This window comes from Brotaphodocola sp. (assembly GCF_983179755.1).
This window is the reverse complement of the sequence record NZ_CFAHBC010000009.1, coordinates 22,030-47,121: the sequence shown is the minus strand read 5'-3', so window position 1 is coordinate 47,121 and position 25,092 is coordinate 22,030. Positions and strand designations below refer to the sequence as shown.

Sequence of the window (25,092 nt, the reverse complement as noted above, 5' to 3'; positions counted from 1 at the left end):
GTGGAGAAGAATGAATAACATTATCAAGCCGGTAGCATGTGAAATCATCAGCATTAAGCGTGAGAGCGTTCATGAGTATACCTTCCGTGTTGCTACGGATATCAAACCGAATCCGGGACAGTTTTTACAGCTTTCCATCCCGAAGGTAGGTGAGGCTCCGATTTCTGTCAGCTCCTATGGTGAGGGCTGGATGGAGTTTACCATTCGTTCTGTAGGTAAAGTAACGGATGAGATTTTTGAGATGCAGCCAGGAGATCATCTGTTCCTGCGTGGACCGTACGGACACGGATGGCCGATTGAGCAGTATAAGGGCAAGCATGTCGTAGTCATCACCGGTGGTACCGGTCTGGCTCCGGTAAAGAGCATGCTGAACATGTTTTATGAGAACCCGGATTACGTGAAGAGCGTAACCTTAATCAGCGGATTTAAGAACGAGGAAGGCATCATCTTCAAAGAGGATCTTGAGAGATGGAAAGAGCGCTTCACGACTTACTACACGCTGGATCGTGACCACAAGGATGGCTGGAACACCGGTTTCGTTACCGAGTTCGTTTCCAAGGTTCCGTTAAAGGAGTTTGGAGAGGATTACGAGATGGTAATCGTAGGACCGCCGCCAATGATGAAGTTCACCGGTCTGGAGGCTGTAAAGTGTGGTGCTAAGGAAGAGAAGATCTGGGTATCCTTCGAGAGAAAGATGTCCTGCGCAGTAGGTAAGTGCGGACACTGCCGTATCGACGAAGTGTATGTCTGCCTGGATGGCCCGGTATTCAACTATACACAGGCTAAGAATCTGATTGACTAAGGAAAGGGGCAAGGATTATGAATCAGGATATTGATATTAAGAAAGTGCGTCTCAACTGTTTCCGTCAGTCTAAAGTACCGGGTGAGTTCATGCTTCAGCTGCGTGTTCCGGGTGCTGCTCTTGCTGCAAAGCATCTGACAATGGTACAGGAGATTTGTGAGAAATGGGGAAATGGAACCTTCCATTTCGGAACCAGACAGACCTTTGATATTCCGGGAATCAAGTACGAGAATATCGAGGCAGTAAACAAGTATATCAAGGGTTACATTCATGATATTGATGTGGAGAGCTGTGGCGTAGACATGAATACGATCGCTGGTCAGCCGGCTGAGTATGATGTTGAGAGCGGTTATCCGACCATCGGTGCAAGAAACATCATGGCATGTGTTGGTAATGCACACTGCATCAAGGGTAATGCAAACACCGCAGAGCTGGCAAGAAAGATCGAGAAGCTGATCTTCCCGTCTCACTACCACATCAAAGTTGCAGTTGCAGGATGCCCGAACGACTGTGTAAAGGCAAACTTCAACGATTTCGGTATCATGGGTATCAACAAGCAGATCTACGACATCGATCGTTGTATCGGCTGCGGCGCTTGTGTAGAGGCTTGTCAGCATCATGCAACCGGCGTTCTGAGCCTGAACAAGAACGGCAAGATCGACAAGGATACCTGCTGTTGCGTAGGTTGTGGTGAGTGTTCTATCGCCTGCCCGACCGGAGCTTGGAGCAGAGGACCGCACCTGTACCGCGTTACCCTTGGTGGACGTACCGGTAAGCAGAACCCGCGTTCCGGTAAGCTGTTCTTAAACTGGGTAACTGAGGATGTTATCCTTGGCATGTTTGCAAACTGGCAGAAATTCTCTGCATGGGCTCTGGATTACAAGCCGGAGTACCTGCATGGTGGTCACCTGATCGACCGTGTCGGCTACAAGGAGTTCGTAAAGCACATCTTCGAGGGTGTTACCTTCAATCCGGAAGCAAAGATGGCAGACGATATCTACTGGGCAGAGAACGAGCAGCGTGGAAACATGCACGTTATGCCGCTGTCTCAGCATAAGCATGCTGGCCCGGCAGAGACTGCAAATTACAGCTTTGCTCAGCAGAAGTAAGCAAGTCGATTATTTGACAAGATGGTCAGATTTTCGTGAAACATAAGAGAATTTAAAGAAGAGGGGCAGAATCGCAGAAAGATTCTGCTCCTTTTTCTTGTATTTTCTGAAATTTCATAGTATAATCAATAGTAGCTATTTTAACGATCAGAATTGATCAAAAAAGCAACGTGGTTGCGAAAACGAACAATAGCAGGAGGAGTATATTATGGTTGCATGGAAAAACTTGGATACCCTTACTTCCTTTGAGGATCTCGCAAAGACAGAGCGCGTGAATCTGATTGAGGCGATGACCGGTGAGAATGGCGCAGAGCGTGTGAAGAAGTACAGTGTTCCGATGGCAGAGGGATTTGTTTACAATTATGCGGCAAAGCAGGTTGATGAAGAGGTTCTGACTGCAATGGAGAAGCTGGCCGAGGAGGCACAGCTTGCAGAGAAGTTTGAGGCTCTCTACAACGGCGAGGTAGTCAATACCGGTGAGAAGCGTCTCGTTCTTCACCAGCTGACCCGCGGACAGCTCGGAGATCCGGTTGTTGCAGACGGAGTGGACAAGCGCAAGTTCTATGTAGAACAGCAGAACCGCATTGCAGAGTTCGCAAATAAAGTCCATGCAGGTGAGATCGTGAACGCAGACGGAGAGAAATTCACGACAGTTGTACAGATCGGTATTGGCGGAAGTGACCTTGGCCCGCGCGCAATCTATCTGGCTTTAGAGAACTGGGCAAAGAAGAACGGCGCATTCAAGATGGAGGCAAAGTTCATCAGCAATGTAGATCCGGATGATGCATCCGCAGTGCTGAATTCGATCGATGTCGCACACTCCCTGTTTGTTCTTGTTTCCAAGTCCGGCACAACGCTTGAGACTCTGACAAACGAGTCCTTCGTAAAGGATGCTTTAAAGAACGCAGGTCTTGATGCATCCAAGCATATGATCGCAGTTACGAGTGAGACTTCTCCTCTGGCAAAGAGCGATGACTATCTCGCAGCCTTCTTCATGGATGACTACATCGGTGGTCGTTATTCTTCAAGCTCCGCAGTAGGTGGCGCTGTCCTGTCTCTGGCATTCGGTCCGGAGGTATTTGCACAGTTCCTTGAGGGCGCAGCAGAGGAGGACAAGCTCTCCGCAAAGAAGAACCTGCGAGAGAACCCGGAGATGCTCGATGCAATGATCGGCGTTTACGAGCGCAACGTACTGGGCTATCCGTGCACCGCAGTTCTGCCGTATTCTCAGGCTTTAAGCCGTTTCCCGGCACATCTTCAGCAGTTGGATATGGAGTCCAACGGTAAGTGCGTCAACCGTTTTGGTGAGCGCGTGAGCTACCCGACCGGACCGATCATCTTTGGTGAGCCTGGAACGAACGGTCAGCACTCCTTCTACCAGCTTCTGCATCAGGGAACTGACATCGTTCCGCTTCAGTTTGTCGGCTTCAAGAACAGCCAGCTGAAGAACGATGTTGTGATTCAGGGAAGCACGAGCCAGCAGAAGCTCTGCGCGAACGTTGCAGCTCAGATCGTGGCATTTGCCTGCGGTAAGTCTGATGAGAACCGCAACAAGAATTTTGAGGGCGCACGTCCGTCCAGCATCATCATCGGCGATGAGGTAACCCCGAGAACAATCGGTGCACTCCTCGCACACTTTGAGAACAAGATCATGTTCCAGGGCTTCTTATGGAATATCAACAGCTTCGATCAGGAGGGTGTACAGCTTGGAAAGGTACTTGCAAAGCGCGTACTCGCTCACGAGACCGACGGAGCACTCAAGGAATTCAGCGATCTTCTGAATATCTAATCGGAATAGTTAGAACTGATAACGGTCGAAAAAGATTTAGCATCTAAGAGATCTAACAAGACTTAGCGTTATAGCAAGCAAGATTAGCAGGGCAGAGAAATCTGTCCTGCTTTTTTCTCTATTATCAAAGCAATTTTCGGGATTTGAGAAAGTTTTAGTTGTAAATAATTTTTTAGTTGTGCTATAATATTTTCCTGATGCCTGTAAAACTCAGATAAGTTTAAGAAAAGAGAAATTAAGAGAAAAATGGAGTAATGAGAATGGATCATTTGAATAGATCACAGGAAGTTTTGGAAATTCCGGAGAAGGAGCCGGCAAGACAGCAGTATTTCACCGAGAAATGTGCAGAGCTTGTCAGTGAACGTTCCAAATCTCTCGGTCGCCCGCTGACCTGTTGCATCAATACGTTTGGATGCCAGATGAATGCGAGAGATTCTGAGAAACTTCTCGGAATTTTGGAGAAGATGGGATTTGAAGAGTCCGACAGCGAGAAGTCCGATCTGGTGCTTTACAACACCTGCACGGTTCGCGACAATGCAAACCAGAAAGTTTATGGTCGTCTTGGACAGCTCGGCTCAATCAAGAAAAAGAATCCGTCGATGCTGATCGGTCTGTGTGGCTGTATGATGCAGGAGTCTGCGGTTGTCGAGAAGATCAAGAAGAGCTATCCATTCGTGGATCTCATTTTTGGAACTCACAACATCTATAAACTCGCAGAGACCATGTACAATCGTCTGACCGGAAAAAAGATGGTCGTTGACATTCAGAAGGAAGCGGAGGAGATCGTCGAGGATCTTCCGGTGGAGCGCAAATATCCGTTCAAGTCCGGAGTCAACATCATGTTTGGCTGTAACAACTTTTGCAGTTACTGCATCGTTCCGTATGTGCGTGGACGTGAGAGAAGCCGTGAGCCGGAGGAGATTCTCGCAGAGATCCGCCGTCTCGTTGCAGATGGCGTTGTCGAGGTCATGCTTCTCGGTCAGAACGTCAACTCCTACGGAAAGAACCTGAAAAATCCGGTGACGTTTGCCGAGCTTCTTCGCCGTGTCAATGAGATCGAGGGACTTGAGCGCATCCGCTTTATGACTTCTCATCCGAAGGATCTGTCCGATGAGCTGATTCAGGCGATGAAGGAGTGCGATAAGGTCTGTGCGCATCTTCACCTTCCGCTTCAGTCCGGAAGCAGTCGCATCTTAAAGGCGATGAACCGCCGTTACACGAAGGAAGACTATTTAAGTCTGGTCGAGAGAATCCGTGAGGCAATGCCACAGATCTCCTTAACGACTGATATTATTGTCGGCTTCCCGGGCGAGACCGAGGAGGATTTCGAGGAGACGCTTGACGTTGTGCGTCGTGTGCGTTTTGACAGTGCGTTTACATTCATCTATTCCGTGCGCCGTGGAACCCCGGCCGCAGCGATGGAGCAGGTTCCGGAGGACGTGGTAAAAGTCCGTTTTGACCGTCTCTTAAAGGAAGTACAGGCGATTTCCGCTGAGGTCTGCGGTCGCGATGTTCACACGGTTCAGAAAGTGCTTGCTGAGGTCATGGATGACCATCAGGAGGGCTATGTGACCGGACGTCTTTCAAACAATACCGTGGTACATTTCCCGGGAGATGAGAGTCTGATCGGTAAGATTGTGGACGTTTATCTGGAAGAGTCGAAGGGTTTTTACTACATGGGAACGATGAGATAAGATAAGGAGTTTTTGAGACATGGCTGGTTTATCACCAATGATGCAGCACTATATGGAGACGAAGAAACAGTATCCGGACTGCATCCTGTTTTATCGGTTGGGTGATTTCTATGAGATGTTTTTTGACGATGCGCTGACCGCATCAAGGGAGCTCGAGATCACTCTGACGGGAAAGGAATGTGGACTTGAAGAGCGGGCACCGATGTGCGGAGTTCCGTATCATGCAGTGGATTCTTATCTGAGCAGACTGGTCCAGAAGGGATATAAGGTCGCAATCGCGGAGCAGATGGAAGATCCGAAGCTGGCGAAAGGACTTGTGAAGCGTGAGGTCATCCGGGTGGTAACGCCCGGAACGATCACCAGCGCGCAGGCGCTCGATGAGACGAAGAACAATTACCTGATGGGAATCGTCTATCTCGATGACAAGATGGGAGTGTCCGTCGCGGATATCACGACCGGAGATTTTCTGGTGACAGAGGTATCCTCGGAGCGCTCCCTTTTTGACGAGATTCACAAGTTTGCTCCGGCGGAGATCATCTGCAACGACGCATTCGTGATGTCCGGGATCAGCCTCGACGACATGAAAAATCGCTATCACTTCACGGTTTCGACGCTTGATGCACATTTCTTTCAGGATGAGAATTGCAGAAGGATTTTAAGAGAGCATTTCAAGGTGGCAGGCCTGGAGGGGCTTGGACTCGGGGATTATGACTGTGGCGTGATTGCATCGGGTGCTGTTCTCCAGTATCTCTATGAGACGCAGAAAAATACGCTTGATCATCTGACGACGATCGTGTCCTACGCAAGCGGAAATTTCATGATTCTTGACTCATCGACGAGACGAAATCTCGAACTTCTCGAAACGATGCGCGAAAAGCAGAAGAGAGGAAGCCTGCTCTGGGTGCTTGACAAGACACGCACTGCGATGGGAGCTAGACTCCTTAGAAACTGGATTGAACAGCCACTGATCAACAGAGAGGACATTCTGAAACGTCAGCAGGCGATCGAGGAACTCAATCTCAATTATATCAGCAGAGAGGAGCTTGGCGAGTACTTAAATCCGATCTATGATCTCGAGCGCCTGATTTCCCGAATCAGTTACAAGAGTGCGAATCCGCGTGATCTGCTCGCATTCTGCGGTTCGATCGAGATGGTACCGTATATCAAGACACTCTTGAAAGAGTTCACGAGTGAGAATCTTAAGGTACTTGAAGGACAGCTTGACGGTCTTGAGGATCTCAAAGATCTGATCAGCCGTGCGATTGTCGAGGAACCGCCGATCACGGTGCGCGAGGGTGGAATCATCCGAGAGGGATTTTCCGAGGAGGCAGACCGTCTGCGTCAGGCAAAGACCGAGGGCAAGACGTGGCTTGCCGAGCTTGAGGCGCAGGAGCGTGAGAATACCGGAATCAAGAGCTTAAAAGTCAAGTACAACCGCGTGTTCGGCTATTATTTTGAGGTGACAAACTCATTTAAAGATCTCGTGCCAGATTACTTTATCCGCAAGCAGACACTGACAAATGCAGAGCGCTACACGACAGATAAGCTCAAGGATCTCGAGAGTGTGATCCTCGGTGCGGAGGACAAGCTGTTCTCGCTCGAGTATGATCTGTTCTGCCAGGTGCGCGATGCGGTTGGCGCTCAGGTTGTGCGGATTCAGCAGACGGCGCGCGCAATCGCGGAGATCGATGTCTATGCGTCGCTCTCGACGGTCGCAACGCGCAACAACTATGTAAAACCGTCGATCAATGAGCGGGGAACGATCCAGATCAAGGGCGGTCGCCATCCGGTTGTCGAGAAGATGATGAGAGATGATCTCTTTGTCGCAAATGACACCTGCCTGGACAATGGAAAGAACCGGATTTCGATTATCACCGGACCGAATATGGCGGGAAAATCGACGTACATGCGCCAGACTGCGCTGATCGTGCTGATGGCGCAGATCGGAAGCTTCGTGCCGGCAGATCAGGCAAACATCGGAATCTGTGACCGAATCTTCACGCGTGTCGGTGCGTCAGATGACCTTGCAAGCGGACAGAGTACGTTCATGGTTGAAATGACGGAGGTCGCAAATATTTTAAGAAATGCGACGCGAAACAGTCTTCTGATTTTAGATGAAATCGGACGCGGAACGAGCACATTTGACGGACTCAGCATCGCGTGGGCAGTTGTTGAGCACATCAGCAACACAAAGTTACTTGGAGCGAAAACACTGTTTGCGACGCACTATCATGAGCTGACTGAGCTTGAGGGCATCATGAGCGGAGTCAACAACTACTGCATCGCAGTCAAGGAGCAGGGTGATGACATCGTTTTCTTAAGAAAGATTGTGAAGGGCGGAGCGGACAAGAGCTACGGAATTCAGGTTGCAAAACTTGCGGGCGTGCCGGATTCCGTGCTCAACCGCGCAAAAGAGCTCGTCGAGGAGCTCAGCAATGCCGACCTTGCGACGCGTGCGAAGGAGATTGCACAGAACAGTGCGACTTCCTCCTCTCACAAGCCGGTTCCAAAGCCGGACGATGTGGAGATGAGCCAGCTGACGCTGTTTGACACAGTCAGAGAGGATGATATCATCGAAGAACTCAAGACGATGGATCTTGGTATGATGACGCCGATCGACGCGCTCAACACGCTTTATCGACTTCAGACACGGCTTAAGAACCGCTGGAGCGGTGACAGCGCCGGAAAGTAGTTTATAAGTGAGATATACCGAACAGAAAGGAGAAGCAGGAATGCCGGAGATTCATGTGCTTGATCAGAGCACGATCAATCAGATTGCCGCAGGAGAGGTGATTGAGCGCCCGGCCTCGGTCGTGAAGGAACTTCTTGAAAATGCGATTGACGCGAAAGCGAGTGCGGTTACCGTGGAGATCCGCGATGGAGGAATCTCGTTTATCCGCGTTACGGACAATGGATGCGGAATTCCGAAAGAGCAGATTCCAACGGCATTTTTGCGCCATTCTACAAGCAAGATTCAGTCAGTCGAAGATCTGTTTACGATCGGTTCTTTGGGATTTCGCGGAGAGGCGCTCTCGAGCATTGCAGCGGTCGCTCAGGTCGAGATCGTCACGAAGACGCAGGGAAGCATGAGTGCGAGCCGGTATGAGATCGCTGGCGGGGAAGGCGGAGAGGTTCAGGAAGTCGGCGCGCCCGACGGAACGACGTTTCTTGTACGAAATCTGTTCTACAACACACCCGTGCGCCGGAAATTTTTGAAGACTCCGGCGACGGAGGGCGCGCATATCGTGGATCTCGTCGAGAAGATTGCACTTTCTCATCCTGAGATCTCGATTCGCCTGATCCAGAACCATCAGAACAGGCTGCACACATCAGGAAACCATAACCTCAAGGACATTATTTACACGATTTACGGCAGGGAGATTACCTCAAATCTGCTTGAGATTGAAAGCTCACGGGATGTGATTTCGATCAAAGGATTTGCCGGAAAACCTGTGATTGCGCGGAGCAACCGAAATTTTGAGAATTACTTTATCAACGGGCGCTATATCAAGAGCAACATCATCGGAAAGGCGATCGAGGAGGCATACCGCCCATTCATGATGCAACACAAGTATCCGTTCACGCTTCTTCACATCTCGATTGAGCCGGAGCTTCTCGATGTCAATGTGCATCCGACGAAGATGGAACTGCGTTTTCAGGATGGTGAGATGATTTTCCGTGCAGTTCGCGATGCGATCTCCGATGCGCTGATGCACCGGGAACTGATTCCAGAGGTGATCTTAGAAGAAAAACAGCCGAAGGCGCAATTTGAAACGCAATGGGAAGCATCGTCTGGTGTTTCATCGAGAATGCAGGCGGGAGTGCCAGTGAAAGAAGCGCGGGAGTCAGACAGGACAGACAAAAGCGAGCGCGTGATTCCTTCATCCGATAGTCCATATGCAGATAAGATGCAGTCGGTCACCGAGCTTGTGCTTGACCGTGGAAGCCAGAAACCTCAGCTTCGAATGGGGCGAAGAGACCGTCTTGGCAGTCAGGCAGACCCTATGGATCAAATGGATCAGAATCCGATTGGTCGAGATCAGATGTCTCAGAGAGATCAAGCAGAACAGATGGGACAGCTTCGCGAAGAAATAGGCTCTTATCGCATAAATTCTTTGAATCCGGAAATTATGAAACTGGAAAATCTGGGATCAGAAATCAAAGGACAATCAGAAGATTCTGGGCAGTCGTCAGATCAACCTACAAATCAACCGGCGATCTGCGTCGATCAGCGACTCACGGAAATTCTTGTAAGGGAATCGCCGGAGCAGGCAAAAAATTGGTATCTGGAAAACAATCTGAGAGCGGAGGCGGGGCTTTCTCCAATTGAGAGAACGGGCATTTCTGAGAATGTGATTTCGCCAGATCAGATTCCTGCACGATTGAGTGCAGGAGATCAGGAAGAAACCAGAATGTCTGGGGCATTTATGCAGGATGACAGAGCTCAAAATTTGACGGCTCAGGATTTGGCAAATGAGAATCAGAGCGAGAAATCTGAAATTTGCATAACCCAAGCGGAGCAGACAGACTTAAGTAGACAGAATGAACGGGCAGAGCAGATCGAGTTGTTTGACGGAAAACTTCTTGAAGCAAAATCGAGAAATCATCACAAACTGATTGGACAGCTCTTTGACACTTACTGGCTTGTGGAGTTTCAGGATCAGCTCTACATCATCGACCAGCATGCGGCACATGAGAAAGTGCTCTATGAGAAGACGATGGCGAGCCTGAAAACGCGCGAGTATACAAGCCAGATGGTGAGTCCGCCGATCATTTTGACGCTTGGCAGTCAGGAGGCGCTGATGCTTGAGGCGCATATGAAATACTTCACTGACATTGGATTTGAGATTGAGCATTTCGGTGGGCGTGAGTATGCAGTTCGTGGAGTGCCGGACAATCTGTTCTCGATCGCAAAGAAAGAACTTCTCTTGGAGATGATTGACGGACTTTCCGAGGACTCCGACGAGGAGAAGAACGCCGATATGATTTACGAGAAAGTCGCGTCGATGTCGTGCAAGGCAGCGGTCAAGGGAAATCATCAGATGAGTTTTGCTGAGGCAGATCACCTGATTGACCTGCTTTTAGATCTTGAGAATCCGTATGCCTGCCCGCATGGCCGACCGACGATCATCTCGATGAGTCGTTATGAGCTGGAAAAGAAGTTTAAGAGAATCGTATAACAAATTAACTGATCGGGATGAGAGGGGAAGATAAGATTATGCAGAAAAAACAGCCGTTGATTATTTTGACCGGTCCGACCGCTGTTGGAAAGACAAATCTCTCAATTCGGCTTGCAAAAGCATTGAACGGAGAGATCATCAGTGCGGATTCGATGCAGGTTTACCGCCATATGGATATCGGTTCGGCAAAGGTCACGCCGGAGGAGATGGACGGGGTGACGCATCATCTGATCGATGTGCTTGAGCCGTCAGAGGAATTCAATGTCACGCGGTTTCAGAGCATGGCGAAGCAGGCGATGAAGGAGATCGCAGATCGCGGTCATATTCCGATTGTCGTCGGTGGAACAGGATTTTATATTCAATCTCTCGTCTATGACATTGATTTTACGGAGAATGAGGGCGATGATTCGATCCGAAAAGAGCTTGAGTGTATCGGCGAGGAGCAGGGAAATGAGGTGCTCCACCAGATGCTTGCTGAGGTTGATCCGGCATCTGCCAAGGCGATTCACGCAAACAACAGAAAGCGTGTGATTCGCGCGATCGAGTATTACCGCCAGACCGGTGAGCCGATCTCCGAGCATAATCAGAGAGAGCGGGAGAAGTCCTCTCCATACGATTTTTATTACTATGTGCTCAACTGCGACCGCAAACTTCTCTATGAGAGAATTGACCTGCGCGTTGATCAGATGGTTGAGCAGGGACTTGTCGAGGAAGTGCAGAAACTCAAAAACATGGGATGTACGCGAAATATGGTCGCGATGCAGGGACTCGGCTATAAAGAGATTCTTGACTATCTTGATGGAAAGACGACGCTTGAGGAGGCAATTTATATCATCAAGCGAGAAACCCGCCATTTTGCGAAGCGTCAGCTGACGTGGTTTAAGCGGGAGCGGGATGTGAGATGGCTGAATCTTGAGGAGTTTGGCATGGACCGCGAGAAAGTTTTGAATCACATCCTGGAAGAAGTCAGAGCTGGACAGAATCATAACCATCATAGTTTTTTATAGTTTCGCCATTACGAAGGGAAAATTGAGAGTAAAAAATCAGGAAAAGAATCCGCGCAAAACACGGGTTCTTTTTATTATCCTTGCAAATTTTTTTGAGATGCGGTATACTATCCGCAATAGACACCCGAGGTCCATCATTTCGTGGAGGGTGTCTTTGCTATGTATAAAAATGGATAAAATTTGGATAAAGAAGAAGGAGAAACGATGAAACTGGAAGAAATGTACGCTCAGATGGGACTGAGCCCGGAAGTCATTGCTTTTGGAGAGAAGATTGAGAAGGATTTAAAGGAACGTTTTGAGGAGATCGATGAGACCGCAGAGTACAATCAGATGAAGGTGCTGAAGGCGATGCAGGATGCGCGTGTGAGCGATATTCACTTTGCTGCAACGACCGGATATGGATACAATGACCTCGGACGTGACACGCTTGAGGAAGTGTACGCAAAGGCGTTTCACGGAGAGAGTGCTCTTGTGCGCCCGCAGTTGATCAGCGGAACCCATGCGCTTCATGTGGCACTGTCCGGAAACCTGCGTCCGGGCGATGAGCTCCTTTCTCCGGTTGGAAAGCCATACGATACGCTTGAGGAGGTAATCGGAATCCGTGAGTCCGTCGGCTCCCTCAAGGAGTATGGTGTTGTTTACCGTCAGGTAGATCTGCTTGAGGATGGCTCTTTTGACTATCCGGCAATCGAGAAGGCAATTAACGAGAAGACAAAGCTCGTGACGATTCAGAGATCTAAGGGATACCAGACTCGTCCGACGCTCTCCGTTGCAAAGATCGGCGAGCTGATTGCGTTTGTAAAGAAGATTAAGCCGGATGTGATCTGCATGGTCGACAACTGCTATGGTGAGTTTGTGGAGCGGATCGAGCCGACCGATGTCGGAGCGGATATGATCGTTGGTTCCCTGATCAAGAATCCGGGTGGCGGACTTGCGCCGATCGGCGGTTACATTGTGGGACGCAAGGACTGCGTCGATCGCGCTTCCTATCGTCTGTCTGCACCGGGACTTGGAAAAGAGGTTGGAGCAAGTCTTGGACTGAATCAGTCATTCTATCAGGGTCTTTTCCTTGCACCGACAGTTGTCGCAGGTGCGCTTAAGGGTGCGATCTTTGCGGCAAATGTATATGAGAAGCTCGGATTCCCGGTTGTGCCGAATGGCACGGAGTCCCGTCACGACATCATTCAGGCAGTGACGTTTGGAACTCCGGAGGGAGTCATTGCGTTCTGTCAGGGAATTCAGGCCGCAGCGCCGGTTGACAGCTTTGTATCTCCGGAGCCGTGGGATATGCCGGGATACGATGCACCGGTCATCATGGCAGCGGGTGCGTTTGTACAGGGCGCTTCGATTGAGCTCTCCGCAGATGGTCCGATCAAACCTCCGTATGCGGTATACTTCCAGGGTGGTCTGACCTGGTATCACGCAAAATTCGGTATCATGAAATCCTTACAGAAGGTTGTCGAGGCAGGTCTTGCAAGTCTGAAGTAAGAATTTTCAATGGATTTTTGCTCGTGACTGTGAAGATACGGAACAGTTACGAATTTTGTAAATTGACACCGTATTGCCTGCGTATTATGATAATAGAGAATCATCATTTCCAAACTTCGTACCTGGAGAGTCATGTGAGGAGGAAAGATGAGTCACGTAAAGATGAAGGAACTGCCACGGGATGCACAGCCCTATGAGCGCTGTTTAAGAGAGGGTCCCGCCTGTTTGAGTGATGCACAGCTTCTGTCGATTATTATCCGAACCGGTTCGAGAAACGAGAGTTCTCTCGAGCTGGCTCAAAAGGTACTGGCCTTAAATTACCCGAAGGAGGGTATTTTAGGGCTTTTGCACCTTTCTCTGGCAGAGTTGATGTCGATCAAGGGAATTGGACAGGTCAAGGGGATTCAGCTTCTGTGTATCGGAGAATTCTCAAGGCGGATCTGGAATAGGAAGATTGCAGAAGAACCACTCAGACTTGATGCGCCTAATCTTGTCGCACAGTACTGTCAGGAGGATATGCGTCATCTTGAACGGGAGGAGTTTCGTGTGCTGATGTTTAACACGAAACAGGTGCTCACTGGAGATGTAACGATCAGCCGTGGAACGGTCAATGCCTCTCTTGCGACGCCGAGGGAAGTTCTGATTGAGGCACTTCGATTTCAGGCCGTCAGCCTGATTCTTGTGCACAATCACCCGAGCGGAGATCCACAGCCGAGCAAAGAGGACATACAGTTGACACAGCGGATGCGCGAAGCCTCAGAGCTTATCGGGATTCGTCTTCAGGATCACATCATCATCGGGGACAGTACCTACATCAGTTTAAAAGAACGGGGATTTTTGTAAATGGAATCAAAACGAAGCAAGTACATTTTAATTGGATTGTCAGTATTCTGTATGCTTCTGATCGGAATTACGTCATTTAAAGATGGATTTTTAAATCCTCTGCGAAATGGAATCGGATATTTTTTAAGTCCGATTCAGTCAGGAGTCAACCGGGCGGGAACCTCCCTCTATAACGGGATCAGCAACTATGCAAGCCTTGCGGGTGCGATGGAGGAGAAGCAGGCGATGCAGGAGCAGATTGACACTCTGGTGGAGGAGAACAGTCGCTTACAGTCGGAGCAGTTTGAGTTAAATCGTCTGCGCCAGCTCTATCAGCTCGATCAGGATTATATGCAGTACCAGAAGATTGGCGCGCGCGTGATCGCGAAGGATTCGGGAGACTGGTTCCAGGTATTTCGAATCAACAAGGGCTCGGCAGACGGCGTTCAAGTGGATGCAAACGTCATGGCGGGAGGCGGTCTTGTCGGAATCGTCACCGATGTTGGCGCTCACTATGCGACAGTTCGCTCAATCATCGATGATGTGAGCCGTGTCAGCGGAATGGCACAGCAGTCGGGCGATACCTGTATCGTGTCCGGCGATCTGACGCTGTTTGGTGAGGGACGTCTTCGGATCACAAACATCAGCAAAGATGGGGATGTCAAGGACGGAGACCGGATTGTAACCTCAAACATCAGTTCCAAATATCTTCCGGGCATTCTGATCGGCTATGCGACCGACATCACAACCGATCCGACGCGTCTCACAAAGTCGGGATACCTCGTTCCGGTGGCTCATTTTGACAGCCTTCAGGAAGTTCTCGTGATCACGACGCTCAAGGCAGATCAGACAGAGCAGGGAGGTGCAGGAGCATCTGACATTCCGGGCAATCCGGATTCCACGACCGGAGCTGAAACCGGATTAGAATCTGGATCGGAAACCAGTGCTGGATCGGAAACTGGATCGCAGATGGGAACCGGAGCCGAAACTGAAACGGAAAACGGGGCAGAAGCAGGAGCTGGATTGGAGACTTCGACAGAGCCCCAGACTTCGCAGAGCGGGGAAGAATAGAGAGGAAGAAGAGGAAGAATGAGAAGAATTCTGATTAATGTACTGCTCTTGGTGGTGGCATTCACGATTCAGAACTGCGTGTTTCCGCTGATTCCGTTTCTCTCTGCGACTCCGAATCTGCTACTGATTCTGACGTTCTCGTTTGGCTTTGTTCACGGAAAGTCAGCGGGCATGTATTACGGACTCGTCGCAGGAATCCTTCTGGATCTGTTTTACAGTGGTCCGTTCGGATTTTACACCTTGCTGTTTGTGAACATCGGCTACTTTAACGGAATCTGTACGAAATACTATTATGAGGATTATATCACGCTCCCGCTGATTTTGAGTCTGGTCAACGAGGTCGTCTATAATCTCTATATCTATGTCCTGCGGTTTCTGATCCGAAACCGGCTTGACATTCTGTACTATGTAAAGGAAATTGTGATCCCCGAGATGATTTTTACGGTGGTGACCACGCTTTTGATTTACCGGTTCTTCCTGTTTACAGACAGGCGTCTGCGCGAGATGGAAGATCGGAATAGGAATAGGAGAGACGGATAAAACGTGCTGAAGGATTTTTTGGAAGTAATACGGGAGACCGCCAAAAAGATTCTGACTTCGAGGGTGTTTGCCCTGGCAGTGGTCTTTACGGTGATGTTTGTGACTCTGATTGTCAAGCTGTTTGACCTTCAGATTGTGCGGGGGCAGGAATTTCTGGATGATTATGTTCAGCTTACAGAGCGAACGGTGAAGACACCGGGAACGCGAGGAAATATCTACGATCGAAACGGCAATCTGCTTGCCTACAATGAGGCGGCGTACTCCGTGACGATCCAGAACACGGGTGTGTATAAGGACAGCGCTTCGATGAATGCAATGCTCTATCGATTGGTGAAGATTCTTGAGAAGCACGGCTGTAATGTGCAGGGAAAGCTGGAGATCGGCATGGATGCGGACGGAGAGTTCACCTACACGACGAACTCGGAGTCGGCGAGACTGCGCTTCCTTAGAGATTACTACGGTGTGAAGTCAGTCAACGATCTGACGGATTCCTCCGGCAAGTATCCGTCTGCGATCACGGCGAGGGAAGCAGTTGAGCGAAAGGCAGAAGCCTACAAGCTCAATGAGATGAAGGATGAGAATGGCAATCCACTTGTCTTGAATGACTGGGAGAAACTTCAGATCGTCAACATCCGCTATACGATGGCTCTTGTGTTCTACAAGCGCTATGAGCCGAGTACGATCACGGCATACGTCGATGACAAGACCGTCGCGGACATCATGGAGCATGAGGATGAGCTTCAGGGAGTCGGAATCGAGGAGTCGACGATCCGCCGTTACAACGACAGCATTTACTTTGCGCCGATCATCGGATACACCGGAAAGGTGCAGGAGGATCAGCTTGACCAGCTTCAGAAGGAGAATCCGGATTACGAGGCGAGCGATGTCGTCGGACGAACCGGCATTGAGGCTTCGATGGAGTCTGAACTTCAGGGAAAAAAGGGAAGCCGAAACCTCATCGTCAACAACATGGGAAACATCATGCAGGTTGTCTCTGAGACTCAGCCGACGACCGGAAATGACGTTTATCTGACGATCGACCGTGATCTTCAGATCGGTATCTATCATCTTATCGAGAAACAGCTTGCGGGAATCGTTGCCGACCGTCTCGTCGATCACGATGTGGAGATCACTGAGAAGACCGACTCGTCGAAGATCCAGATTCCGGTCAAGGATGCCTACTATCAGCTGATCAACAACAATGTGTTGTCGTTAAGCCATATGGCGCAGGACGATGCATCGGTGACGGAGAAACAGATTTACAACACATTCATGGTATCGAGACAGCAGGTGCTTGAGCGCATCCGTTACGAGCTGATGAGCGATCACCCGACGGCGATGAAGGATCTGCCGAAGGACATGATGGCGTACATGGTCTACATTTACAACTATCTGTCCGGATCGACGGTCGGAATCATCCAGAAAAACAAGATCGATCAGAACAGTGCGGCGTATCTCGGATGGAAGGATGATACGATCAGCCTTCGCGATTACATCTATGCGGGAATCTCAGATAACTGGATCGACACGACGCGTCTTGATGTGAAGAGCAAGTACTCGAGTGCGGACGACATTTATTCTGTCCTTGTCGATTATGTGATGAATCAGCTTCAGGATGACACGAAGTTTGCCAAGCAGATTTTCCGTTATCTGATCAATGGGGATGTGATCACGGGCAAACAGCTCTGCATCGCACTCTATGATCAGGGTGTTCTGCCGTATGATGCTCAGCAGGTTCAGCTTCTTCAGGCAAATGGAAGCGGATACACCTACACATTCATCCGCGAGAAGATCCGAAACATTCAGCTGACACCGGCACAGCTTGCGCTTGACCCATGTACGGGTGGTGTCGTGATTACCGACATCAAGACCGGTCAGGTGCGTGCACTTGTGACCTACCCGAGCTACGACAACAACCGTCTTTCCGGAAGCGTGGATGCGGCGTACTTTAACCAGTTGAATGAGGATCTCTCGCTTCCGCTCTACAACAATGCGACACAGGCGAAGAAGGCGCCGGGTTCGACGTTTAAGCCGATCACCGCAGTTGCAGGACTTGAGGAGGGAGTGATTAATCTCTATGACACGATTGTCTGCACGGGCGAGTACGGTGAGGTTTCCCCGCCGATCAAGTGCTGGGTCGGTGGAGGCGGACATGGTCCGCTCAACGTTGTCGGAGGAATCCAGAATTCCTGTAACTACTTTTTTGCTGAGGTTGCGCATCGCCTCTCGACCGATGCAAGTGGGAATTACTCGACTGAGCGCGGTCTGAATACGCTCCGCAAGTATGCAACGATGTTTGGTCTTGACCGACCGTCCGGAATTGAGATTTCTGAGGCACAGCCGGAGCTTACGACCGAAGACCCGGAGCGTTCTGCGATGGGACAGGGCACGAATTCCTACACAAATGTTCAGCTGTCGCGCTATGTGACTGCGATTGCGAACCGCGGAACCGTCTTTGATCTGACGCTTCTTGACCATGTGACCGACTATGAGGGAAATACGACGAAGACGTATGAGCCAAAGGTGACCGGTCATGTTGAGGTCGCAGACAGCACCTGGAATGCGGTTCAGCAGGGAATGCGTGCCGTGGTTTCCGACGGTTCCGCAAAGCAGATCTTCCGTGATCTTCCGGTGGAGATCGCCGGAAAGACCGGTACCGCGCAGGAGACACACTCCCGAGGAAACCATGCATTCTTTATCTCTTACGGACCGTACACGAATCCGGAGATTGCAGTGACCGTCAATATCCCATATGGATATTCCTCATCGAATGCGGCGAGCGTTGCAAAGAATGTCTACAAATTCTACTATGGATATACGACGCTTGACCAGATCCTCAACACCGGTGCTCTTGCGGTCTCGAACGTCAAGATCGGAGACTAAAGATTAGAAATGAAAGACTAGAAACCAGAGATTAAAAAAAAGAGAAGAGAGCGAGTATTTTTCGGAAAATCGAAAAGAAAGCGGGGGAGCAGGTTGTGAAAAACAGAGTTGTCATCAAGAGCAGTAAGGCTGGAATGGTGGTAAATCTCGATCCGGACTGTTCATTTTCGGAGCTGGAGAGAGCTGTCGCAGAAAAATTCGAGAAGAGTGCCCGCTTCTGGGGCAATATTCAGATTGCCCTGATTTTGCAGGGAAGGACACTGAGTGCCTCGGAGGAGCTTCGGATTGTCAATGCGATCACAGAGCACTCCGGGGTTGAGGTGCTCTGCCTGCTCGACCAGGATGCCGAGCGGATGGCAAGATGCGAGAAGGCGCTCAATGAGAAGCTGATGGAGCTGTCCTCCCAGACGGGGCAGTTCTACCGCGGAGATTTGAATCGAGGGGAATCGCTTGAGTCCGAGGCGAGCATTGTGATCATCGGGGATGTCCGCCATGGTGCGCGGGTGTCCGCAAAAGGAAACGTTGTCGTGCTCGGACAGCTTCGGGGAAGTGTCTGTGCCGGTGTTTCCGGGAATGAGAATGCGATGATTGTCGCGATGGAGATGGCGCCTCTCCAGCTCAAAATCGGGGAGGTTTCCTGCCATTACGGAGATCGGGGCAGAAAAATCGGTCGCGGTCCAATGCTGGCATTTGTGGAAAATTGTAGTATTTGTACGAAACCAATAAAAAAATCGGGATTAAGTCTGCTAAATTTGAAATAGATACTGGAAAAATTTTCACTTTTAATGTAAAATAAATAATGGCGAATATATTTTTCAGGAGGCATTTCTATGAGTGAAGTCATGGTGATTACTTCTGGAAAAGGCGGGGTCGGCAAGACGACGACCACAGCAAACATCGGAACAGGTCTGGCACTTCTTGGTTACAGCGTAGTTCTGATCGATACCGATATCGGTCTGAGAAACCTTGATGTGGTGATGGGACTTGAAAACCGGATTATCTACAATCTGGTCGATGTGGTGGAAGGCAACTGCCGAATGAAACAGGCCCTGATAAGAGACAAAAGATATCCCAATCTCTATCTGTTGCCATCGGCACAGACGAGGGACAAGACTTCCGTGAATCCCGGGCAGATGAAAAAGCTCGTGGAGGACTTGAAAGGAGAGTTTGACTATATTCTTCTTGATTGTCCGGCGGGGATCGAACAGGGATTTCAGAATGCAATCGCAGGGGCAGATCGGGCGCTTGTCGTCACGACACCTGAGGTTTCCGCAATCCGTGATGCAGACCGGATCATCGGTCTTCTCGAGGTCGCACAGATGCGTCGGACGGATCTGATTGTCAATCGAATCCGGATGGACATGGTGCGCAGAGGGGATATGATGTCGGTTGAGGATGTATCGGATATTCTTGCGGTGCCGGTTATCGGTGCGGTGCCGGATGATGAGGATGTTGTGGTGTCGGCAAACCAGGGAGAACCCCTTGTGGATACTACGTCTCTGGCGGGTCAAGCCTACCTAAATATCTGCAAACGGATCACGGGGGAAACGATTCCGTTAATGGATCTTGATCCTCATAAGGGAATTCTGGTTCGGATTTCCGGTTTTCTGAAACGGGCATGACAGAATGCGTAAAGGAGGGAAACCGAGGATGAGACAGGGATTCTGTTTTTGGGGCAGGAGCAATTCTGGTGAGATTGCCAGAAGCCGTTTGAAACTTCTTTTGGTTTCGGATCAGGCGGGTCTAAGCCTTGGTCTTCTTGATCAGATCCGGGAGGATATGGAGGATGTGCTTTCTCGATATGCGGAGATTGACGGCAGCCGGGTGGAGATTCGGCTGAAAAGAGAAAAGGAAGAAGAAGTGTTATTTACCTCATTTCCGATCCGCAAGTTTACAGACAAGAGGAATTAAAGAATGTTACTGGACTATCATTTTAGGAATTACAATTTTCGTTTATTCCTTTATGTATTACTTCTTAATATTATTGGTGTCTTTGTTCTCAGAAGTGCTTCCAACCAGGATATGGCTGTGGTAGGAAAGCAGGTGATGGGAATTGTCATTGGGTTTGCCGTTGTGATCGGGCTGTCGCTGGTGGATTATCACCGGGTCCTTTCCACGGCGCCTGTTGTATATGGAGGTTGTGTTCTGATGCTGGGTGCCGTGCTGGTATTTGGTGTCAGCAAGGGTATTGCGACCAGATGGATTCGCGTACCACTGATCGGTCAGATCCAGCCGGCTGAGTTTGTAAAGATTGGTCTGATTGTATTTTTTGCCTGGTACTTTGACAAGTATCAGGACAAAATCAATCAGTTTGTTACACTGTTGATCGGGGGAGGGCTTTTCTTTGTTGCTTTCTTCCTGATTTTCAGTCAGCCTAATCTTAGTACGTCACTCGTGACATTGGTGATTTTCCTGAGCATGTTGTTTGTGGCGGGGCTGAGTTTCAAATGGATTTTCGGGGCACTGGCAGTTGTTCTGCCGTGCGGAGGTCTGTTTGTCTACTTGTTGAAGCTGGGAGCTGTACCATTTCTGGCGGATTATCAGGTGCGCCGAATTCTGGCATTCTTTGATAAATCCGGATATGCGGAAGCGAATCTCCAGCAGAACAACTCGATCATGGCGATCGGCTCCGGCATGTTTTGGGGAAAGGGTTTGAATACGACGACGCTCTCTTCGGTAAAGAACGGAAACTTCCTCTCTGAGGAGGAGACGGATTTCATCTTTGCGGTTGTGGGAGAGGAACTTGGATTTATCGGTTCCGTTGTTGTGATCATCCTGATGGCATTGATTGTTTATGAGTGTCTGATGATGGCGGCGCGGGCGAAAGATTTAGCCGGAAGGCTTGTCTGTGTTGGACTTGCGACGTTGTTTGCATTTCAGAGTTTTGCCAACATTGCAGTGGCAACCGGAATTCTTCCGAATACCGGTTTACCACTTCCATTCATCAGTTCGGGAGTCAGCTCTCTGCTGAGTCTGTATTTTGGAGTCGGCATTGTGATGAATGTGGGACTGCAAAGACGAAATAATAATTATGAGAGGTATTAAAGGAGGTATGTTCTTATGAATATCGGTCTGATTGCACATGACTCAAAAAAGAAACTGATGCAGAATTTCTGCATTGCCTATCGGGGAATTTTAAGCAAACATGAATTGTATGCGACGGGAACAACCGGTCGTCTGGTGGAAGAAGTGACGAATCTCAACGTTCACAAGTATCTGGCAGGTCATCTCGGCGGACAGCAGCAGCTTGCTGCCCAGATTGAGCACAATGAGATGGATATGATGATCTATCTGAGAGATCCGCTGACTCCGAAGTCTCACGAGCCGGATGTGAACGATGTTGTCCGTCTGTGCGATATTTACAACATTCCGCTTGCAACGAATCTGGCGACCGCAGAGCTTTTAGTAAAGGCGCTTGATCGTGGTGATCTGGAATGGCGTGAGATTTACCGCTAGAGGCTAGAGGTGACTGGTTTGAAAAAGAGGAGAGTGTTTCTGTCGACAGCTCTGTCCTGCATGTGCCTGACGCTGGTTGCATGTGGAAAGGGCGGGCAGACAGAGACTTTATATGAAAATGGGCGCATGGAGAGTTTTCTGGAAGAGTCTTCTTCCTCCGGAGAACGCGCATCTGCGTTTGCCAGTGATCTCTGCGTGGTCACGGGATCGGAACCTTCTTCGGATTCCGGGGTCAATGCAGAGGCGGCAACGCTGTTTTCTGTGAAGGACAAGCAGGTGCTTTTTCAGAAAAATCCGTTTGAGCGCATGAATCCGGCAAGCATTACAAAGATTATGACAGCGCTGATTGCGCTTCAGGACGGGGATCTGCAAAAGGAGATCACCGTCGGAAAGGAGACCGTGATCACGGAGGCGGGAGCTTCGCTCTGTCACATCAATCCGGGGGAGACGTTGACGCTCGAACAGCTTCTGTACGGTCTGATGCTTCCATCTGGAAACGATGCGGCAAGTGCGATTGCGGTCTATGAAGCAGGCAGTGTTGAGGCGTTTGCAGATAAGATGAATGAGACAGCGTGGAAGCTCGGTGCAACGGATACTCACTTTGTCAATCCTCATGGACTGACAGATCCGGAGCATTATACGACGGCTTACGATCTGTATCTGATCTTCAATGAGTGTCTCAAGTACCCGGAATTTCGCAAGATTATCGGGACGACGGAGTATACTGCGGAGTATAAGGACGCGAACGGAGTCGCAAAGAGTCAGAAATGGGAGAGCAGTAACCAGTATCTGACCGGAAAGCGTGAGACTCCGGATGGAGTGACGGTGCTCGGCGGAAAGACCGGTACGACGCAGGCGGCAGGTTATTGTCTGATTCTCGGCTGTGAGGATGATCAGAATCAGGATTATATCTCTGTTGTCATGAAAGCATCAAACAGACCGGAACTATATGGAAATATGACAAATATTATTCAGAAAATTGTTAAATAGCCGTTGAAAAATTTTGTGATTTGTACTATAATTGAGTCAATATAAAAAGAATTTTATACAAATTCAATAAGCTCAAGGAGGAGATTACTATGGTGCAGATTATCGCAGGTAAAAAGGGAAAAGGAAAGACCAAGCATCTGTTAGACATGGCGAATCAGGGAGTAAAGGAAGCAACCGGTTCGATCGTTTATCTGGACAAGAGCTCCAAGCATATGTACGAATTAAGCAACAAGATCCGTCTGATCAATGTGAATGAGTATCCGCTGAGTGGTAGTCAGGGATTCATCGGTTTCCTGTGCGGAATCATTTCTCAGGATCATGACATTGAGACGATGTTCCTTGACAGCTTCTTAAAGCTGGCATCTCTTGAGGGAGAGGACATCGCTGACACCATCACAACCTTGGAAACAATCAGTGATAAGTATGCGGTAAACTTTGTTCTCAGCGTATCGATGGACGCAGCTGATATGCCGGAGAGCGCACAGAAAGATGTCATCATCTCACTGTAATACATAAAGTTTAAGTAATTTGATTTGAGCGGTTACAAAGACCGGTTTAGAAAGCCCTTCACTGTGAGTAGAAACTCATGGTGGAGGGCTTTATCGTTACAACTCAGAGTGTTTGACAAATGTGTAGGGAGTTTAATCCGGTTTGCTGACGTTCAATCAATAAACGATGACGATGGTGTTTTTCTGGCTTATTAAGGTGTTGTTGGATGAGAAGAAATAAGGCCATAACGACGAGATGGAAAAACGGCTTGAACTTTTTATAGGAAACTCTTATAATGAATTGGAGCCGAATCAGGCGCAGGAGGAAATCGTTTTGGCAAAAAAGAAAAAATCAAAAAATTCGAAAATTGTGAGGTATCATCGCCCGATTAATTTTAATGTGGGAATGATTATTTTTGCAATTATCTTCATTTATCTGATATTCAGTGTTTACAAGTATGTAAGAAAAGACAAGATTCAGTTTTATGAGGTCGTTGAGGGAAATATCGTCAATGATACCCAGTATACAGGATTGATTTTGCGAAATGAGCAGGTCGAGTCGACGGATCGAAGCGGATACATCAACTATTACATTCGCGAGGGAAAACGTGCCGGTGTGGGAACGAGAATCTACTCGATCGATGAGACCGGAAGTCTTGCAAAGTTTATGGAGGAGAACCCGGATGCAAATGTGACGCTCACGAGCGAGAATCTCTCTGACATCAAGCGTCAGTTATCCTCGTTTTCTATCGGATACAGCGACCAGAGATTTTCGGATGTCTATGATCTGCGCTACACCTTGGAGGCATCCGTCCTCGAGTATGTGAATTTCAATGCACTCGGAAATCTTGATGCGATGTTGGAGCAGACCGGAATCACGTTCCAGCAGGTGAGAGCACCGCTGTCCGGTGTGGTATCGTATGCGATCGACGGGATGGAGGGACTCACGGCGGATCAGGTGAGTGCAGATTCGTTTGACCGCACGAAGTATACAAAATCCATTCCGAAATCGGGTGATCTGATTGAGCAGTCCACACCGGTTTACAAGCTGGTGACTTCGGACGACTGGAGTCTGATCTTTCCGCTGAAGGAAGATGCAGTTGCCGAGTACAGCGACAAGACAAGTCTTCATGTGACATTTCCGACGTATGATCTCGACACAGACGGTGATTTTTCGATGTTCACCGGAACGGACGGCGCACAGTACGGAAAACTGGATTTCCATCAGTATATGGTGCAGTTCGTCGGAGAGCGATATGTGGACTTTGAAGTGGATACCGAGAGAATGGACGGACTCAAGATTCCTGTGACCGCAGTCACCGAGAAGAATTTCTATCTCGTTCCGGAGGATTATCTGGCAAAGGGTGGAGACAATGGAGATATTGGCTTTATGAGAGAAGTGTACTCGGAGTCAGGAACTTCATTGGAATTTGTTCCTGTTACCATATATTATTCGGATGGTGAATATGATTATATTGAGATGGGGGACAAGGCCCCGCTCAAGGGAGGCGATTATATCGACAAGCCGAATTCTCAGGAGCGATACCAGATCGGTCAGACGGCATCTCTTCAGGGCGTCTATAACATCAACAAGGGATATGCAGTCTTCAAGCAGATTGAGATTTTAAAATCAAATGATGAGTATTATACGGTGAAGAAGGGAACCAATTACGGACTCGCCGTGTTTGATCACATTGTACTTGATGCAAATTCTGTCTATGAGGGAGAGCTGATTTATCAGTAAATGCATCGTTGCTCGTATGGAGAATCGAT

19 protein-coding genes and 1 pseudogene are annotated in these 25,092 nt (G+C 49.1%); all 20 read left to right on the top strand.

The window, feature by feature from the left end; all coding sequences use genetic code 11:
* The first annotated feature begins 10 nt into the window (after positions 1 to 10).
* Entirely contained in the window at positions 11 to 802 is a 792-nt protein-coding gene (asrB, locus tag AC4EVX_RS05405) for an anaerobic sulfite reductase subunit AsrB (RefSeq protein ID WP_308451154.1), read from the top strand.
* Between the two features lie 17 nt (positions 803 to 819).
* Positions 820 to 1,911 carry a sulfite reductase subunit C gene (asrC, locus tag AC4EVX_RS05400; protein ID WP_308451155.1) on the top strand — a complete coding sequence of 364 codons (1,092 nt, stop codon included), beginning with the start codon at positions 820 to 822 and terminating at the stop codon, positions 1,909 to 1,911.
* A 208-nt stretch (positions 1,912 to 2,119) separates the two neighbouring features.
* Positions 2,120 to 3,700, top strand: a complete 1,581-nt coding sequence (locus tag AC4EVX_RS05395; RefSeq protein WP_308451156.1) for a glucose-6-phosphate isomerase — start codon at positions 2,120 to 2,122, stop codon at positions 3,698 to 3,700.
* Positions 3,701 to 3,960: 260 nt separating this feature from the next.
* Entirely contained in the window at positions 3,961 to 5,394 is a 1,434-nt protein-coding gene (gene miaB / locus AC4EVX_RS05390; RefSeq protein WP_490159729.1) for a tRNA (N6-isopentenyl adenosine(37)-C2)-methylthiotransferase MiaB, read from the top strand.
* A gap of 19 nt (positions 5,395 to 5,413) precedes the next feature.
* Positions 5,414 to 8,086, top strand: a complete 2,673-nt coding sequence (gene mutS / locus AC4EVX_RS05385) for a DNA mismatch repair protein MutS (RefSeq protein ID WP_490159728.1) — start codon at positions 5,414 to 5,416, stop codon at positions 8,084 to 8,086.
* A gap of 40 nt (positions 8,087 to 8,126) precedes the next feature.
* Complete coding sequence (mutL, locus tag AC4EVX_RS05380; RefSeq protein WP_490159727.1) at positions 8,127 to 10,574, top strand: DNA mismatch repair endonuclease MutL; 2,448 nt, start codon at positions 8,127 to 8,129, stop codon at positions 10,572 to 10,574.
* A gap of 38 nt (positions 10,575 to 10,612) precedes the next feature.
* A complete protein-coding gene (miaA, locus tag AC4EVX_RS05375) occupies positions 10,613 to 11,581 on the top strand; it encodes a tRNA (adenosine(37)-N6)-dimethylallyltransferase MiaA (RefSeq protein WP_490159726.1) in 969 nt (322 codons plus the stop codon).
* 204 nt (positions 11,582 to 11,785) lie between these two features.
* Positions 11,786 to 13,069, top strand: coding sequence for a methionine gamma-lyase family protein (locus tag AC4EVX_RS05370; protein WP_177977315.1), 1,284 nt, complete (start codon positions 11,786 to 11,788; stop codon positions 13,067 to 13,069).
* A gap of 147 nt (positions 13,070 to 13,216) precedes the next feature.
* Positions 13,217 to 13,912 (top strand): RadC family protein, encoded by a 696-nt coding sequence (radC, locus tag AC4EVX_RS05365; RefSeq protein ID WP_308451162.1) that lies wholly within the window; start codon positions 13,217 to 13,219, stop codon positions 13,910 to 13,912.
* Positions 13,913 to 14,731: pseudogene (gene mreC, locus AC4EVX_RS05360) on the top strand (rod shape-determining protein MreC); the annotation flags it as partial.
* A 249-nt stretch (positions 14,732 to 14,980) separates the two neighbouring features.
* The gene (gene mreD, locus AC4EVX_RS05355; RefSeq protein ID WP_432630527.1) at positions 14,981 to 15,502 is read left to right on the top strand and encodes a rod shape-determining protein MreD; all 522 of its coding nucleotides are present in this window, start codon (positions 14,981 to 14,983) and stop codon (positions 15,500 to 15,502) included.
* Between the two features lie 3 nt (positions 15,503 to 15,505).
* Positions 15,506 to 18,385, top strand: coding sequence for a penicillin-binding transpeptidase domain-containing protein (locus AC4EVX_RS05350; protein WP_490159725.1), 2,880 nt, complete (start codon positions 15,506 to 15,508; stop codon positions 18,383 to 18,385).
* A gap of 95 nt (positions 18,386 to 18,480) precedes the next feature.
* Complete coding sequence (locus AC4EVX_RS05345) at positions 18,481 to 19,146, top strand: septum site-determining protein MinC (protein WP_308451165.1); 666 nt, start codon at positions 18,481 to 18,483, stop codon at positions 19,144 to 19,146.
* 69 nt (positions 19,147 to 19,215) lie between these two features.
* Positions 19,216 to 20,007 (top strand): septum site-determining protein MinD, encoded by a 792-nt coding sequence (minD, locus tag AC4EVX_RS05340; RefSeq protein WP_177978189.1) that lies wholly within the window; start codon positions 19,216 to 19,218, stop codon positions 20,005 to 20,007.
* A gap of 28 nt (positions 20,008 to 20,035) precedes the next feature.
* Positions 20,036 to 20,296 carry a cell division topological specificity factor MinE gene (minE, locus tag AC4EVX_RS05335; RefSeq protein ID WP_177978188.1) on the top strand — a complete coding sequence of 87 codons (261 nt, stop codon included), beginning with the start codon at positions 20,036 to 20,038 and terminating at the stop codon, positions 20,294 to 20,296.
* Between the two features lie 3 nt (positions 20,297 to 20,299).
* A complete protein-coding gene (locus AC4EVX_RS05330; protein ID WP_177978187.1) occupies positions 20,300 to 21,430 on the top strand; it encodes an FtsW/RodA/SpoVE family cell cycle protein in 1,131 nt (376 codons plus the stop codon).
* A 15-nt stretch (positions 21,431 to 21,445) separates the two neighbouring features.
* The gene (gene mgsA / locus AC4EVX_RS05325; RefSeq protein ID WP_177978186.1) at positions 21,446 to 21,841 is read left to right on the top strand and encodes a methylglyoxal synthase; all 396 of its coding nucleotides are present in this window, start codon (positions 21,446 to 21,448) and stop codon (positions 21,839 to 21,841) included.
* Positions 21,842 to 21,850: 9 nt separating this feature from the next.
* Positions 21,851 to 22,831 (top strand): D-alanyl-D-alanine carboxypeptidase family protein, encoded by a 981-nt coding sequence (locus tag AC4EVX_RS05320; protein WP_490159724.1) that lies wholly within the window; start codon positions 21,851 to 21,853, stop codon positions 22,829 to 22,831.
* An 89-nt stretch (positions 22,832 to 22,920) separates the two neighbouring features.
* Complete coding sequence (locus tag AC4EVX_RS05315) at positions 22,921 to 23,340, top strand: twitching motility protein PilT (RefSeq protein ID WP_308451166.1); 420 nt, start codon at positions 22,921 to 22,923, stop codon at positions 23,338 to 23,340.
* Between the two features lie 385 nt (positions 23,341 to 23,725).
* On the top strand, positions 23,726 to 25,063 hold the full coding sequence (locus tag AC4EVX_RS05310) for a biotin/lipoyl attachment domain-containing protein (protein ID WP_308451190.1): 1,338 nt from the start codon (positions 23,726 to 23,728) through the stop codon (positions 25,061 to 25,063).
* The last annotated feature ends 29 nt before the right edge of the window (positions 25,064 to 25,092 follow it).